The sequence below is a fragment of the Bacillus sp. RCC_6_1 genome, assembly GCF_041360755.1.
GTDB lineage: Bacteria > Bacillota > Bacilli > Bacillales > Bacillaceae_G > Bacillus_A > Bacillus_A cereus.
The window spans coordinates 1051211-1068289 of sequence record NZ_JBFUPV010000002.1 but is presented as its reverse complement, the minus strand read 5'-3'; the positions used below and the strand labels follow the sequence as shown (position 1 = coordinate 1068289).

Genomic DNA, 17079 nt, shown 5'->3' with positions numbered 1-17079 from the left:
TGATAAGATGAGGGTATCTTTAAAATTTTATTTTTTCGGTAACACCTGACAAACACTCATTTTTTCTTCTGATAACAATAATCCCGCTACTTCTTGTAAGTCTTGAACGGTTAGTCCTTCTAATACAGTCAATGCATCAAATAGGCTAGATTCATTAAACGCGTATCGTGTAAATTGATTTGCAATATATTCTGGTGAATTTAACGAGCGTAAAAAACCACCAATTTTCTTTTTCTTCACTCGTTCTAATGCCGCCGCATCTAATTGATCATAATCTGTTTTTAATAAAATATCTTTTAAACGATCTGCCAATTCATCAGGTTGTTTCGTATCACCACCAACCATTGCAAAACCGAAGTTATTTTCTTCTGTATAGTCATACGAGAATGAATCATCAATAAGTCCTTCATTATATAAAGCTTCGTAATGAACAGAACTTTTTCCAAATAAATAATCTAAAAGTAACGTAAGCGCAATTTCTTGTTTTAAAAGCGCTTGCCCCTTTTCTTTTAAATTAGTCGCTTTAATACCAACTAAACATTTCGGTGTTTGCACAGGCATTGAAATAATTTTTTTCTTTTCATTTACCTCATTTGGTTCTTCTTCAAATGAACGCACAATTTCTGGCTGGTTTTTATAATCTTTTTTCGCTTGATTTTCACGTACTAAATCCATTGTTTTCTCTGGATCAATTGCACCCACAACAAATAATAACATATTGCTCGGATGATAAAATGTTTCATAACATTCATATAATAAATCTTTCGTAATTTTACTAATAGATTCGATTGTCCCCGCAATATCAATTTTAATTGGGTGTTTTACAAATAAGCTATCAATTAACCCAAAGTACAAACGCCAATCTGGGTTATCTTGATACATTTGAATTTCTTGCCCAATAATCCCCTTCTCTTTTTCAACCGTTTTTTCAGAGAAATAGGGCTCTTGTACGAAGTTTAGCAATGTATTTAAATTTTGTTCTACGTTTGAAGTACCTGAAAAAAGGTAAGCTGTTCGTGTGAAGGATGTAAAAGCATTTGCCGATGCTCCTTGTTTACTAAACAATTGGAAAGCATCGTGATCTTCTTTTTCAAATAATTTATGCTCAAGAAAATGTGCAATCCCATCTGGCACACGAATCATTTCTTCTTTCCCTAATGGTATAAATGTATTATCTACAGAACCATATTTCGTCGTAAACGTCGCAAATGTTTTATTAAATCCTTGTTTCGGTAAAACATATACATCTAATCCATTAGGAAGTTTTTCATAATAGAGTGTTTCTTTTAATTGCTCATAAACAATTTTCTCCATTTACTCTCCCTCCGTTCCTTGTAAAAAGTAAATTGTATCTAGTTCAATATTTTTAGCAACTTTTACAATTTCTTCTTTTGTCACACTTTCTATACCTGTAAGCCATTCTTCAACTGGACGTGTACGATCTGAAATAATACCATGATATAGCATTTCTACAAAGCCACGTGGTGTATCAATTGCCTCTAATATTTGATTTTGGATGACACTTTTTGTTTGATGTATTTCTTCTTCAGAAAACTCTCCGTTTTGCATCGCAAGCATTTGTTCTTTAATAATCTCAACTGCTTTTTCATAATTTTTCGCTTCAATTCCTGACATAACAAATAATAAACCTTTATGACTTTCAAAGCGCGATGCTGCATAGTACGCTAAACTATTTTTTTCACGCACATTTACGAATAACTTCGAATGAGAAAAGCCACCAAACAATCCATTGAACAATTGCAATGCAAAATAATCTTCATCTTTATATGTGACAAATGTACGATAACCGATGTGTAATTTACTTTGTTTTAATTCTTGTTTTTCAACAACTTCTTTTTCTTCATTATTTCGTCTATGAAGGAGTACATTTCTTTCTCTCACTGGACGAGCTGAAATAGAAAAATACTTACTTACAAGATCAACGGCGTTTTCTGAAATATCACCAATAATATATAGATCCATTTCATCTTCCGCTAACACCTTTTGATAATATTGATACAGACTTTCATTTGTAATAGACATAACACTCTCTTTTTTTCCATTTGCACTTAAACGATACGGTTCTACTTTGCACATTTCTTCAATTAAACGCTCGTTTGCATAACGCATTTTATCATCATAAGTAGCTTCAATTCTCTGTAACAGTGCTCTTTTTTCACTTTCTACGATAGAAGATAGGAAACCGTTGCCCTCCGTTGCTGGATGTAACACAATATCTGACAACATAGAAAGCGCTTTTTCAAATAACGGTGGTGCATCATGTAAATAAACTTCATTTGCAATGTCTACATAAATGGAGATAATATGGTCTTCCCCTTTTTTACTTACATCTACCGCTAAAGAAGATCCGTATAATTCTTCTAAATATTGACGAAGACGAATTACAGAAGGTAATTTTTCTGTCGCACTTTGCAATACGTATGGCAATAAGGCACGCTCTGTCACCGTCTCCTCATTTAAAGGTGCTTTAAAACGAAATACAAAGGTATTCGTTTTATATTTATCAGTCGGAATAATATGTACGCGCAAACCATCTAACTCATGTAGTTGTTGTTCCATTAGTTTCATTTATAGCCCTCCTTTACGTATATAGGAATATTCCTCTTCAATATACAGTTTTTAGAAATAAAAAATCAACTTTTCTCCCTTATTATGCTTACATATGATTCTTTCTAAAAACTTTAATATGTAAGGAACATAGTAAAATTCCGTATTAAATATATTCTATGTAAAAAAGCCCACACTAATGTGCGAGCTTTTTTATACTTATAAAATACTTATCGTTTTCCTTTTTCATAAGGAGTTCCTAATGCTTTCGGAGCTTCAGAACGACCTACAAAACCAACAAGCGCTAATATTGTGAATACATATGGTAATATCGTTAACAAAACACTTGGAATTTGATCTAATACAGGAATTGTTCCGCCCGTTACACTTAGAGATTGCGCAAAACCAAAGAATAGAGCTGCACCTAATGCACCTAGTGGATTCCACTTCCCAAAAATCATAGCAGCTAAAGCTAAGAAACCTTGTCCTGTAATAGTTGCCCCTGAGAAGTTATTAGAAATTGACATTGCAAAAATCGCTCCACCAATTCCAGCAAACACTCCTGAAATACAGACTCCAATATAACGCATTTTATATACATTAATCCCCATCGTATCCGCTGCCATTGGGTGTTCACCAACAGCACGTAGACGAAGACCGAACGGTGTTTTATAAATAACATACCAAACAACGAATGCTAAAATAATGGCAATATACGACGTTATTGGTACGTTCGAGAAAAATATTTTCCCTAAAACCGGAATATCCGAAAGGCCTGGAATATCAATCTTTTCAATACGATACTGAATAAAGTCAGTCTGCCCTTTATCAAAAATCTTCTTAATTGCAAATACTGTTAAACCAAGAGATAAGAAGTTAATGGCTACACCACTTACAACTTGATCTGCTCGGAATGTAATAGAAGCTACCGCATGAAGTAATGCAAATAATCCACTACCAATTGCCGCAAATAATAACGCAATCCATGGAGTCATCGTTCCCCAAGTATCACCCATTAATAAGTTTGTAACAACTCCAATAAATGCACCAAATAGCATTAGTCCTTCTAATCCGATATTTACAACACCCGATCGTTCACTAAATACACCACCTAGTGCTGTGAAAATGATAGGTGCCGATGTATATAACGTACCCGTCACAAGAATGGCTAATATATCTAAAAAGCTCATTTATTTCCCCTCCTTGCTCATGCGTGTAAGCGCCCATCTTAACACATAACTACATGCAACAAAGAAGATGATACATGCAATAATTACATTAATAAGCTCTGACGGTACATCTGCCTCAAAGTTCATTTGAGGGGAAGCACTTTTCAAACCACCAAATAATAAAGCTGAAAGGATTATACCAAACGGATTATTCCCTCCAAGTAATGCTACGGCAATCCCATCAAATCCTACTCCTGTAAACGAAGACATCGCTGTCATACTCTGGAATGTCCCTAATCCTTCCATCGCTCCACCAATCCCCGCAAATGCACCAGCAATTGTCATAGAGAATACTACATTACGAGAAACTTTCATACCTGCATATTGAGAAGCATGCTGATTAAATCCTACAGACTTTAATTCGTAACCTAAAGTTGTTCGATCTAATAAGAACCACATTAAAATAGCGATTAAAATTGCTACAATAATTCCCCAGTGTAGACGTGAACCGTCAGTAATAGAAGCAAGCCAGTCTGAAGATAGTGACGCACTCTCTTTAATATCATACGTTTTGTCATTACCCGCATGTAAGAAACGCTTAATGATGTCATACGTTACATACAACGCAATATAGTTCATCATAATAGTTACAATAACTTCATTCACTTGAAACTTCCCTTTTAAATATCCCGGAATGAAGCCCCAAATTCCGCCCACCAATGCGGCAAATAAAATCGATAATGGAATATGAAGGAACGCTGGTAGTGAGACTGCATAACCGAACCAAACCGCTGCAAGCCAACCAACTAACAATTGACCCTCTACCCCGATATTAAATAAACCTGTACGAAATGCAAACGCGACCGATAAGCCAGCAAGAATAAGCGGTATCATTGTACGGAGCGTTTCACCAATCGCACTTGCGCTGCCGAACATTCCTGTCCAAAGTGCACTATAACCAACAATTGGATCATAGCCACTAACTAGCATTACAACCGCTCCTACAAGTAAGCCGAAAATAACGGATAGTACTGGGACTAAAATATTTATCGTTCGTTCTGTTAAAAGTTTTTTAGCCATTTGTACCCACCTGCTCCTTCTTTGTTCCTCCAGCCATTAACAATCCAAGCTGTTGTTCATTCGTTTCTTTCGCATCAACTATTGCTACAATTTCCCCTTCATAAATAACAGCAATTCGATCGCTAACATTTAAGATTTCATCTAACTCTAATGATAAAAGTAATACACCTTTTCCTTTATCCCTTTGCTCTATTAATCTCTTATGAATAAATTCAATTGCTCCTACATCTAAACCACGTGTTGGCTGTGCCGCAATTAATAAATCTGGATTTCGGTCTACTTCACGTGCAATAATTGCTTTTTGTTGATTCCCCCCAGATAGAGCGCGTGCTAACGTTTGCTCACTAGGTGTACGTACATCAAACTGTTCAATAAGAGCCTTTGCTTTTTCTGTAATTTTGCTAAAATTTAAAATCCCTTTCTTTGAAAACGGATTTTTATAGTACGTTTGAAGAACTATATTATCTCTAACAGAAAAATCAAGAACGAGTCCGTGTTTATGACGATCTTCTGGAATATGACCAATTCCTTCTTCTGTTATTCTTCTAACAGGCCAATTTGTTATTTCTTTTCCTTTAATTGCAATAGAACCTGACTCAACTTTTCGTAAACCAGTAATCGCTTCTATTAATTCACTTTGTCCGTTCCCATCAATCCCTGCAATCCCAACAATTTCCCCCGCACGAACAGTTAAGTCAAGGCCTTTTACAGCAGGTAGTTGACGTGCATCGTGAACAACAAGGTTTGCAATTGAAAGTACATCTTCTTTTGGCTTCGCGTCTATTTTTTCTGTTTTAAAATTCACTTGACGTCCGACCATTAATTCTGCAAGTTTATTTTCATCCGTATTTGCAACGTCAACCGTTCCAATCCCTTTTCCTTTACGAATAATCGTACAACGATCGCAAACTTCCATAATTTCTTTCAACTTATGTGTAATAAGAACAATAGATTTTCCTTCTTGTACAAGCTTTTTCATAATTTGAATTAGCTCATGAATTTCTTGTGGTGTTAACACAGCTGTCGGTTCATCAAATATTAAAATTTCTGCACCGCGGTAAAGAGTTTTCAAAATCTCAACACGCTGTTGCATACCAACTGAAATATCCTGTATTTTCGCATATGGATCTACAGCCAAACCGTATTGTTCAGACAGTTTTTGAATTTCTTTAGCAGCATCCTCAACAGCAATTTTCCCTTTTTTCTTCGGTTCATTTCCGAGAATAATATTCTCTGTAACTGTAAAATTATGAACAAGCATAAAGTGTTGATGGACCATTCCAATACCAAGGTCATTTGCTATATTCGGATTTGTAATTTTTACAGGTTTACCTTTAATTTTAATTTCACCCTGCTCTGGTTGGTACAAACCAAATAGTACATTCATCAATGTGGATTTCCCTGCACCATTTTCTCCAAGTAAAGCATGTATCTCACCCTGCTTTACTTGCAGCGTAATATCATCATTCGCTACAATGCCTGGGAATACTTTCGTAATGTTATTCATCTCAATTACGTATTCCATTGTGTTCCTCCTTTTAACAGGGAACATTCCCTATTACACTATTAACTTATTAAGCAATTCGGAAGTTTTATACATACAAAGGTTAGTTCTATGAACTAACCTTTGCTATTTCTCTATTTATTTTTTTAGAGAAGCTTCGTATTCTTTATACTCTTTATCTGTAGCTGGCACTTTAATTTCACCGGCTGTAATTTTCTTTTCAAGCTCTTCTACTTTTGTTAAAATTTCAGGGTTAACTTTTTTCACGTTATCAGTTGTTTTTGAAATACCAATACCGTCATCTTTTAAGCCAAACTCTTCAATTTTCCCACCTTTTAAATTTCCATCTTTTGCTTCTTTAGCTACTTTTTCTACAGCTACATCAACACGTTTAATCATTGAAGTTAATGTTACATTTTCAGGCATACCTTCTTGATGTTGGTCACGGTCAACACCGATTACCCATACATTTTCACCTTTTTTCTTACGGTTTTTCGCTTCTGTGAACACACCGTTACCTGTACCACCAGCAGCATGATAAATTACGTCTACGCCTTGACCATACATTGCTGAAGCAAGAACTGTACCTTTTTCAGGCTTATCGAATGCTTCTGCATATTCAGATACGATTTCAATGTTTGGATTTACTGCCTTTGCACCAGCTTTAAATCCATTTTCAAATTTACTAATTAAATCACTTTTCATTCCACCAACAAATCCTACTTTATTCGATTTTGTTGACATAGCTGCTACCGCACCTACAAGGAATGATCCTTCATGATCTTTAAACGTAATGCTCGTTACGTTCGGTGCATCTACAACAGTATCTACGATTGCAAATTGTTGTTTTGAAGATTCTTTTGCTACTTCTTTAATTGCACCTTCTAATTTATAACCAATTCCGAATGTTAAATCATATTTATCTTTTGAGAATTTTTTTAAATTCGGAATATAATCAGCTTCTTTTTCAGACTGAAGGTAACGATAATTTGTCTTTTCTTTTAAACCATTATCTTTACCAAACTTTTGTAACCCTTCCCAAGAAGATTGGTTAAATGACTTATCATCAACGCCCCCAACATCCGTTACGAGACCAACCTTGAAGTCTTTATTGTCTTTCGTGTCTTTCTTGTCACTGCTCGCCTTATCCGAGTTACCACATGCACCTAAAACTGTACTTGCTGCTAATGTTAATGATAATAAAAGGCCTGCTTTTTTCTTCATACTAGAAACCCCTCCAAAAATGATATATATTTATTTATTCTTACGCTGCTGTTCCTTACTTCTTGCTGTCACCTCCCTAAAAAGGAATTTACCTACATACGCTTTCTTAATACGTGGAAGCTAAATTTATCAGCTCTAAAGTAATTGATAGAATATAAGATTGGCTCATCATTTTGATCATAGTGCATTTGTTTTAATACAAGCAGTGCTGTTTCAGGCTCACATTCTAAAATCGGTGAGATTTTAGGGTGATAGCCAATTGGCTCAATGTGGGCAACCGCATATGTTATGCGCTTATGTGTGTTATTATGTATCACCGTTAATAATGATTCCTCATTGTAACCCGATAAATCTGGCAATATTTCTTTTGCAAGTTTATCGATACAATACACAACAGGTTCCCCATCTGCTGTACGCACGCGTTCAATCATCACTGCATTAAAACCATCTTCACTATTAAACTTCTCTTTTTCCTCTTCTGTTAAAGTTGTAGTAGATGATGATAAAAAGATTGTTCCTGGTGTTTTCCCCACACTAGAAATCATATCTGTAATACTAGAAAGTTGTTCTATTCCAGAAGAAAATAATGGCTTTGCATTTACAAATGTCCCTACACCATGTCTACGAATGACAACATTTTCTTCTTCTAAAATACGCAACGCTTCCCTTAAAGTCGCTCTACTTACGCCAAGTTCTTTCGCTAAATCAAACTCTGATGGTAACTTTTGTCGTTCTTTATAAGCCCCATCTTTAATTTTTTCTTTGATGTGATCAATCACCCGTAGATATAGGTGACGACTATCGGATTTTACTGACATAAGACTCCCCCGCATTTCAATTATTCGACCTCTGATGTAAGACTTCTTTTCTCTTTTTTCAACTTACAACATAGTACAAATGACTAAACACCAAAATAAGCGTAATTGTCGAATAAATAATAATAATTTTTTTTAATGAAATTTTCACTCTTTATTGCATAAAAAAAACTTTGCACCATAAACATTCCTCATTTCGAGAAAAAGTTCGGCACAAAGATCCTTTACATCCTTTGTTACACACTTTTCCCCTCATAGTCTAGCAATTCATGGTTGCCAGGTAGAAACTTATGGACCTTATCTCCAAGATTATATGAGGCAGTGATTCTTTTCGAAGTAATCTTACCACTTGCTCTCATACGTGTCAACAAAATCCAACATTTTTCTGCATTAAATATCGAACATTTACATAAAACATAATCAAAGTATTCGTATTCTAAAGAGCCCCCCTAAATGTAAGCCCTTTCTTTATTACTGAGTATAGTATATAACAAAAACACTATATAAAAAAGCCTAATTGTAAAAACAATTAGGCTTTTTTTAAGAACTTTTTTCTTGTACATCATTAATGAGCACTTCTCTCGGTTTACTACCTTCATACGGACCTACTACACCATTCATTTCCATTGCATCAATTAGGCGAGCAGCTCGCGTATAACCTACTCTAAACCTACGTTGTAACATAGAAACAGATGCTGTTTGCATTTCCACTACAAGTTGAACCGCTTCATCATATAATTCATCTTCTACTTCCTGCTTCGTATCAGGAACATCTTGCGGAATCATATCTTCTTGATATTGTGCTTTTTGCTGTCCAATAACATATTCTACAACTCTCTCAACTTCATCATCTGATAAAAATGCGCCTTGTACACGTACAGGTTTCGATGCACCAATTGGTATAAACAGCATGTCTCCACGACCTAGTAGCTTCTCTGCACCACCACCGTCAAGAATTGTACGAGAATCTGTTTGAGAAGATACAGCGAATGCAATACGTGATGGAATATTTGCTTTAATAACACCCGTAATAACGTCAACTGACGGACGTTGCGTTGCAATAATTAAATGAATACCAGCAGCACGAGCCATTTGCGCTAGACGCATAATCGCATCCTCTACATCAGACGAAGCAACCATCATTAAATCTGCTAACTCGTCCACAATTACTACAATATAAGGTAATTCGGGTTGTTTCGCTTCTGATTGACTATTATGCTCTTTTATATAATCGTTGTATCCTTCAATGTTACGTGTACCACTATGAGCAAACAATTCATAACGACGTTCCATTTCACTCACAACTTTTTTCAATGCTTGCGATGCTTTTTTCGGATCAGTTACAACTGGCGTTAACAAATGAGGCACACCGTTATATACATTTAACTCTACCATTTTCGGGTCAATCATCATTAATTTTACTTCATGTGGTTTTGCACGCATTAAAATACTAACAATAATACCGTTAATACATACACTTTTCCCGCTACCTGTCGCACCAGCTACGAGTAAATGGGGCATTTTATTTAGACGGGCTAATACAGCTTCACCTGTAATATCTCGGCCAAGACCAATTAACAACTTCTCTTCCGGATGGTTATTAGCCTTAGAATCAAGCACTTCCCTCAGTGTTACCATCGAAACTTCTGAGTTCGGAACTTCGATCCCTACAGCTGATTTCCCGGGAATTGGCGCTTCAATACGAATGTCCTTTGCAGCTAAAGCAAGGGCTAAATCATCACTTAAACTGACAATTTTGCTTACTTTTACCCCCATATCAGGATACACTTCATATTTTGTAACTGCAGGACCTCTATGTACTTTTGTTACTTTCGCTTTCACTCCGAAACTTTGGAATGTACGTTCTAATTTACGAGCATTCTCATAAATTTCCGCATTTTCATTTGTAACTTGCTTATTCTTTGGAAATTTTAATATATCAAGTGAAGGAAGCTTGTAATCTTTATTTTCTACATTTGAAAATTGCATAGGAGGTGCTTGCGCTTCACTCTCTAACGATTCAACAATTTTTTCTCCACGCTTTTTCTTTGGTTCTTCAATTGGCGGAGTCTCTTCAATAAACGGTGAAGTGATCAAATCTTCTTCCTCTACTTCGATTCGTTTATCCTCTTCTTCATTTACAGGATAATTCTCAGTGAAATTCGAAATAATCGGAGGATCAATTGAAATTTCTTCCATCGGCTCAATAATTTCTTCTTGTTCTGCAGCACGTTTGCTTCTTGTGCTTCTTGTTGTTTTTTTCTTTTCTGTTTGTTCAGCCGTTCTTTTAGCTCTCCAATCTTTATAATCCCCTTGCATCACTTGAAATTGACTTCTAAGAATTCTACCAACTGGCGCTAACACTTCTCCAATATGCTTATTTGTTATACAAAGTATACCGAGAATAACTAGAATAATACCAATGATATAAGCTCCTACTTCGTCAAATAAGAAGTAACATGTTGCGAACATAAGCGCACCAAACATACCACCACCTAAATGAACGCTATCTGGCCCCTTTTTCATTTCAAGAAAGAAGTTATCTTTCGTACTCACAATAACAGAAGTATTTTGCACTGCTCCATCTTTTGTAAGAAGGTTAAATAATGTAATATGACTAAACATTAATATCGCCAATACAATTAAATAAAATCCAATTAATCGTTTATTTAAAAGGTTCGGCCATCCGCGTTTTATAACAAAGGAAACCGATAAAGCTATTACACCTAAAACACCAATTATGTACCACTCACCAAAGAAGAAGCGAAAAAATAACACAAACGATTTTCCTACAACGCCTAGCTGTAAAATCGTAATGATTGAAAGTGCAAAAAGAGTTAAACCGACGATTTCATAATACAAAGTTGGCTTTATCGTACGTCTTGCCTTTGCCTTCGTCCCTCTTTGCTTTTGTTTTGCCATTTCTTCACCTCGCGTTCTACATATAAATAAAGCTCCCCTCAAAACGCTCTATTTATATGTCTGTTTTCTCTATTTTTCAGGTCTTTATATCTTCTATTTTTACACTTCTTGTAAAATGCTAAATAAACAGAAGAAAGCAGCCTACTCATGGCTGCTCAACCGTCTTGTTTTTTATATTATACCATAGCTTCTAAACAAAATCCTTCTTTTTGCTAAAAGGTTATTTTCTGACCGGGCTCAAACTCTAAATAGTGAAGTGGGTCCGTACTTAGCACACGTACAATAGAATAACATCCATGTTCCTCTTCAGAAACCATTAATTCCACACCATTTATATTTACAACTTTTTGACTTTCACATTGTGAATAATCGGCCGGATACACAAGTTGCTCTGGCATAATTGTATATAAAATCATTGTAGCATTGTCCCTTCTGTACTATCTTCCGCGCGAACATCTATTAATTCGTTTAATTTTCGAATCGCATTTCCAATACCGCCAACATCATCTATAAGACCGTACTTTACTGCATCCCCACCAATTACATTCGTCCCAATATCTCGCGTTAAATTCCCTTTCGCAAACATAAGCTCTTTAAAACGATCTTCTGTTACTTTTGAGTGCTTCGTCACAAAACGAATGACTCTTTCTTGCATCTTATCCAAATACTCAAATGTTTGTGGCACACCTATGACAAGACCTGTTAAACGAATTGGATGAATTGTCATCGTCGCAGTTTCCGCAATAAACGAATAGTCAGTAGAAACAGCAATCGGTACACCGATGGAATGTCCCCCACCTAAAACTAGAGATACTGTTGGTTTTGAAAGTGAAGCTACCATTTCAGAAATTGCTAGCCCAGCTTCAACGTCACCTCCAACCGTATTTAATATTAAAAGCAAACCTTCAATTTTCGGATTTTGTTCAATCGCAACAATTTGCGGAATGATATGCTCGTATTTTGTTGTTTTATTTTGCGGTGGTAATTGAACATGACCTTCCACTTGTCCGATAATCGTTAAACAATGAATACGTGATTCATTCATCTGTGGTACATTTGTCTGTCCAAGCTGTTGAATTTTTTCGACTATCGAAGCCTCTTTTCCAGCTTCTTTTGGCTCAGCTTCTTTTTCTTCATTTGTATATCGATCACGTTCTGTCATTTCGCATCCCCTTTCACTCGTATATAACTATTATTTCTTAAGTTATAAATTTCATTCGATAGGGTTAAAAAGAAAAAAGATCACCCATAAGGGTGATCTTTTTTATACTTCCATAATAATCGGTAAAATCATAGGTTTTCTCTTTGTCTCTTCGTACAAGAACTGTCCTAATAATTCACGAATATTTTGTTTTAACATTGACCATTCAATTGAATATTCTTTAATTGACTGCTCAACAATCATACGTACAATCTCTGTAGAACGTTCAATTAACGCTTCTGATTCACGAACATATACGAAACCACGTGAAATGATTTCTGGACCAGAGATAATTTTCTTTTCATCTTTACCAAGCGTTACAACAACTACTAGTATTCCATCTTGAGATAACATCTTTCTATCTCGAAGAACGATATTACCAACGTCACCTACACCTAATCCATCAATTAAAACATTACCAGCTTGTACTTTACCGACTAAGTTCGCTTCATCGTCACCAAAAGCAATTACATCGCCTTTTTCTACGATAAAGATATTTTCTCTTGTAATACCTACATCTTCAGCTAAATATGCATGCGCTTTTTGCATACGGAACTCACCATGTACGGGTACAAAGTACTTTGGTTTCATTAAATTTAACATTAATTTTAATTCCTCTTGGCTACCGTGACCTGACACGTGAACTTTTCTTTCGCCGTAATAAACAACTTCAGCTCCAGCTCTAAATAACAAATCAATAATTTTTGATACAGATATTTCATTACCCGGAATTGGCGAAGCAGCAATGATAACAGTATCACCTTTACGAATTGAAATTTGTTTATGTGCTTGTTTTGCCATTCTAGATAGAGCAGCCATCGGTTCACCTTGACTACCTGTCGTTAAAATAGCTACCTTTTTCTCTGGGAAGTTGTCTACTTCTTGTAATGAAATAACCATACCTTCTGGAACATCTAAATAACCAAGACGTCTTGCAATGTCTACTACTTTCACCATACTACGTCCTACTACCGCTACTTTTCGCCCTGTTTCAGCAGCTGCATCAAATACTTGTTGAATACGATGTACATTTGATGCAAATGAAGCAACGATAATACGACCTTCTGCGCCATAGAACACTTTAGAGATTTCTACACCAACTTCTTTTTCTGAACCTGTATAACCTGGGCGCTCTGCGTTTGTACTATCAGATAATAAGCAAAGTACGCCTTCATTTCCGATTTGCGCCATTTTCCCAAGGTCTGCTCCACTATTTCCAATTGGAGTTTGATCGAATTTAAAGTCTCCCGTATATACGACTGCACCTTTTGATGTATGGAAACAAACGCCAACAGAATCCGGAATACTATGTGTCGTTCCGAAGAATGACACCGTTGTAGTGTTAAATTCTACTGTTGAATTTGAATCGATTGTTTTTAGGTCTACACGGCCTAACATGCCCGCTTCACCAAGTTTTTCTTGTATAAGTCCTACTGTTAATTTCGTTGCATAGACTGGAATAGATAATTTACGAAGTACATACACAATTCCACCAATATGATCTTCATGACCGTGAGTAATAAATAAACCTTTTACTCGCTCTTGATTTTCCACTAAATATGTAATATCAGGAATAACGATATCAATTCCAAACATTTCATCTCCCGGGAACATTAACCCTGCATCTACGATAAAGATTTCAGAATCAATTTCAACACAGTACATGTTTTTCCCGATTTCACCTACTCCACCAAGAGCAAATACTTTAACAGACTCATTCTCTTTTCTCTTCATGTTGTTGCCTGGTTTAAAAATCTTGCAAACACTGATTTCACTAAAATTGCAGAGACACCAGGGGAAACTCTACAACCACCATATTTTCACCGTCCAAGACGAATGTCCTTACCGTTATGCGATATCATGTCCTTGTTTATTTTTTAAACCAGGTTTCACCTCTCTTTCATTATATAAATCAAATATCTTATTCGATATGATATGAAAATTTAATTAAATTATAATTTTTCCCAATTTTGCTAAGCATACCCGTACTAAGCTACTTAGCCATATTATACCTGATACAAGAAATAGAACACAAGTTAAATCGTGCGAAAGAAAGAGTAAAAGAACGGAATGACAACAAAAGTATCGAACGTATTTCCTTTATATTTACTTCGATTTTATACTCCATATTATTTTGAAGAACTAGCCATACATACGCTAAATTCATTTCATAATAGGGAGTTTCAAGATTTATTTTTCTAGAATCCAACAAAAACACTTACAAAATGGAGTTTTTTTATGAATTACGTCAAATTTGAGGGGATTTCTCTAAAAACAAACACCGTAGTTTATTACGTTTATTCCATAATATCTATCATTTTTTGACTCGGTTAAAGGAGTACGATTATTTTCTTATACACATAATGAAGAAGCGATTAATATTCTTATAAGAACACATATAGGTGAGAAAACGAGAAAAAGATTTGCATATAATAAAAAATGACCTAGTTCTACACTAGGTCATTTTTTATTAACGAGGGATAGATTGCATTACAGATTGTAACGTTACTCTTTCTTCTTCTGTTAATGGAAGAAGTGGTAAACGTACAGAACCTACATCTAATCCAACCATTTGTAACGCTGTTTTTACTGGAGTTGGACTTGGCGCCATAAATAATGAATCAGTTACTCTTACAAGTAATTGATGTAATTTTTGTGCCTTCTTAAATTCTCCTGATTGAAATGCTGTAATCATTTCTTGCATTTCGTTTCCGATAACATGAGATGCTACCGAAACGATACCTTTCGCTCCAACTGCCATAGCTGGTAACGTTAAACCATCATCACCGCTGTATACCGCAAAGTCGTCCGCTGTTTTTTCAATGATTTCTGTCATTGTTAACACATCGCCGCCGGCATCTTTAATAGCAACAATGTTTTCTATTTCTGATAAACGAACAACTGTATCAACGGAGATTTGTACAATAGATCGTCCCGGAACGTTATATAGCATAACCGGAAGCGGCGTACTTTCAGCAATTGCTTTAAAATGCTGATACATTCCTTCTTGACTCGGTTTGTTATAATACGGTGCTACTAGCATTACTGCATCCACACCAACTTCTGTTGCCTTTTTAGTTAAGTCAATAGAAGCATGCGTATTATTGCTACCTGTTCCAGCGATTACGGGCACTCTTTTATCGACAACAGATACGACATGGCGATATAACGCTACTTTCTCTTCTGAAGTTAATGTAGGAGATTCTCCTGTCGTTCCTCCTACCACGATTGCTGTTGTACCGTTATCAATTAAATAATTTACCAATTTCGTTGTCTTTGCAAAATCGATATTCCCGTTTATATCAAACGGTGTTACCATCGCGGTTGCAATTGTCCCAAAATCTATCATGGTCTCACTCCTTATTGTTCCAGTTGCTTTTCTTTTGAAAGCTCAAACGCACTATGTAATGCATTTACAGCCTCCACCAAATCAATTTCTTTTACAAGAACCCAAATTGTTGTATGACTATCTGCCGATTGCAGGATTTGAATACCTTTTTCTGCTAAAGCTGTAACGATTTTTGCAGTAACCCCTGGGATGCCTGCCATTCCAGCTCCAACGATAGATACTTTCGCACAATGTTCTGTCACAATTGGCTCATATCCAAGTTGTTTTAGCACTTCGACAGCACGAGCTGATACATTATCATTTACTGTGTAAGCTACACCAGTAGGAGAAATGTTAATTAAATCAACACTAATGCCTTCGTTTGCCATTTCTTTAAATACATGCTGCTGTATGTCGTATGCCGTTTCTTTTGCAAGTACTTTAATTTGCGTTACGTTCGATACGTGGGCAATACCTGTAACAGGACGTTCTTCTACATCCTGCCCTTTTGTAGCACCATCGTATGCTGCAATAAGAGTACCTTCACTTTCAGAATACGTAGAACGTACACGAAGTGGCACTTTTGCATGCATCGCAATTTCAACTGCACGTGGATGAACGACTTTCGCACCTTGATAAGCCATGTTACAAATTTCGTTATACGTTACAGTTTGAAGATGACGTGCATCTTTTACAATACGAGGATCCGCAGTCATAACACCTTCTACATCAGTGAATATATCGATATATTCAGCATGAAGTGCAACACCTAATGCTGAAGCTGAAGTATCACTACCTCCGCGTCCAAGTGTTGTCGTATCACCTTTTTTCGTTTGCCCTTGAAATCCTGTAACGACGATTACATCTACATTTTCTAACTCTTCATGTATACGATCGCAATTCATTTCAATAATCTTTGCATTCGTAAAGTCATCATTCGTTACAAAACCAGCTTGTGCACCATTTAATGCTGCTGCTTTTATACCGTTCTCATTCAACATATTAGAGAAAACAATTGCAGAGATTAACTCTCCACACGATAATAATAAATCTTGCTCACGTTTAGAAATAGTAGATTCCTCTTGATTTACAAGACTTAATAACGTATCCGTTGCATATGGTTCACCTTTACGGCCCATAGCAGATACGACAGTAACTACTTTATAACCAGCAGCTAATGATTTTTTTATATGATGAAGCGCATGCTTACGTCCATTGTCATCACGTACTGATGTGCCACCAAATTTTTGAACAATTATTTTCATATT

At 35.9% G+C, this 17079-nt stretch carries 13 protein-coding genes and 1 riboswitch; all 13 genes read right to left on the bottom strand.

The features are described from left to right. Positions 1 to 27 precede the first annotated feature (27 nt). The 13 genes from yfmH to dapG all read right to left on the bottom strand — a co-directional run bounded on the left by yfmH (position 28) and on the right by dapG (position 17076). Positions 28 to 1314: an EF-P 5-aminopentanol modification-associated protein YfmH gene (gene yfmH / locus AB6801_RS11730; RefSeq protein ID WP_000411969.1), complete on the bottom strand. Its 1287-nt coding sequence runs from the start codon at positions 1312 to 1314 to the stop codon at positions 28 to 30. Further along, a complete protein-coding gene (yfmF, locus tag AB6801_RS11725; protein WP_000772405.1) occupies positions 1315 to 2589 on the bottom strand; it encodes an EF-P 5-aminopentanol modification-associated protein YfmF in 1275 nt (424 codons plus the stop codon). A 209-nt stretch (positions 2590 to 2798) separates the two neighbouring features. Continuing rightward, positions 2799 to 3758 carry an ABC transporter permease gene (locus AB6801_RS11720; RefSeq protein ID WP_000008857.1) on the bottom strand — a complete coding sequence of 320 codons (960 nt, stop codon included), beginning with the start codon at positions 3756 to 3758 and terminating at the stop codon, positions 2799 to 2801. Next, on the bottom strand, positions 3759 to 4817 hold the full coding sequence (locus AB6801_RS11715) for an ABC transporter permease (protein WP_001085264.1): 1059 nt from the start codon (positions 4815 to 4817) through the stop codon (positions 3759 to 3761). Beyond that, a complete protein-coding gene (locus AB6801_RS11710) occupies positions 4810 to 6342 on the bottom strand; it encodes an ABC transporter ATP-binding protein (protein WP_000456906.1) in 1533 nt (510 codons plus the stop codon). Before AB6801_RS11710 ends, AB6801_RS11715 begins: the two co-directional genes overlap by 8 nt. Before the next feature lie 117 nt (positions 6343 to 6459). Then, positions 6460 to 7545, bottom strand: a complete 1086-nt coding sequence (locus AB6801_RS11705) for a BMP family lipoprotein (protein WP_000725771.1) — start codon at positions 7543 to 7545, stop codon at positions 6460 to 6462. A 92-nt stretch (positions 7546 to 7637) separates the two neighbouring features. After that, positions 7638 to 8363, bottom strand: a complete 726-nt coding sequence (locus tag AB6801_RS11700; RefSeq protein WP_000114182.1) for a GntR family transcriptional regulator — start codon at positions 8361 to 8363, stop codon at positions 7638 to 7640. Between the two features lie 232 nt (positions 8364 to 8595). Next, positions 8596 to 8697: riboswitch (purine riboswitch) on the bottom strand. Between the two features lie 203 nt (positions 8698 to 8900). Continuing rightward, positions 8901 to 11282, bottom strand: coding sequence for a DNA translocase FtsK (locus AB6801_RS11695; protein ID WP_001118776.1), 2382 nt, complete (start codon positions 11280 to 11282; stop codon positions 8901 to 8903). A gap of 212 nt (positions 11283 to 11494) precedes the next feature. After that, positions 11495 to 11698 (bottom strand): YlzJ-like family protein, encoded by a 204-nt coding sequence (locus AB6801_RS11690; RefSeq protein ID WP_000605020.1) that lies wholly within the window; start codon positions 11696 to 11698, stop codon positions 11495 to 11497. Next, positions 11695 to 12444 (bottom strand): translocation-enhancing protein TepA, encoded by a 750-nt coding sequence (tepA, locus tag AB6801_RS11685; RefSeq protein WP_000139806.1) that lies wholly within the window; start codon positions 12442 to 12444, stop codon positions 11695 to 11697. The genes AB6801_RS11690 and tepA overlap by 4 nt, the downstream gene beginning before the upstream one ends. 102 nt (positions 12445 to 12546) lie before the next feature. Next, the gene (locus tag AB6801_RS11680) at positions 12547 to 14217 is read right to left on the bottom strand and encodes a ribonuclease J (RefSeq protein WP_000823096.1); all 1671 of its coding nucleotides are present in this window, start codon (positions 14215 to 14217) and stop codon (positions 12547 to 12549) included. 736 nt (positions 14218 to 14953) lie between these two features. Continuing rightward, a complete protein-coding gene (gene dapA, locus AB6801_RS11675) occupies positions 14954 to 15832 on the bottom strand; it encodes a 4-hydroxy-tetrahydrodipicolinate synthase (protein WP_000564764.1) in 879 nt (292 codons plus the stop codon). An 11-nt stretch (positions 15833 to 15843) separates the two neighbouring features. Beyond that, positions 15844 to 17076 carry an aspartate kinase gene (gene dapG, locus AB6801_RS11670; protein ID WP_000692453.1) on the bottom strand — a complete coding sequence of 411 codons (1233 nt, stop codon included), beginning with the start codon at positions 17074 to 17076 and terminating at the stop codon, positions 15844 to 15846. Positions 17077 to 17079 lie beyond the last annotated feature (3 nt).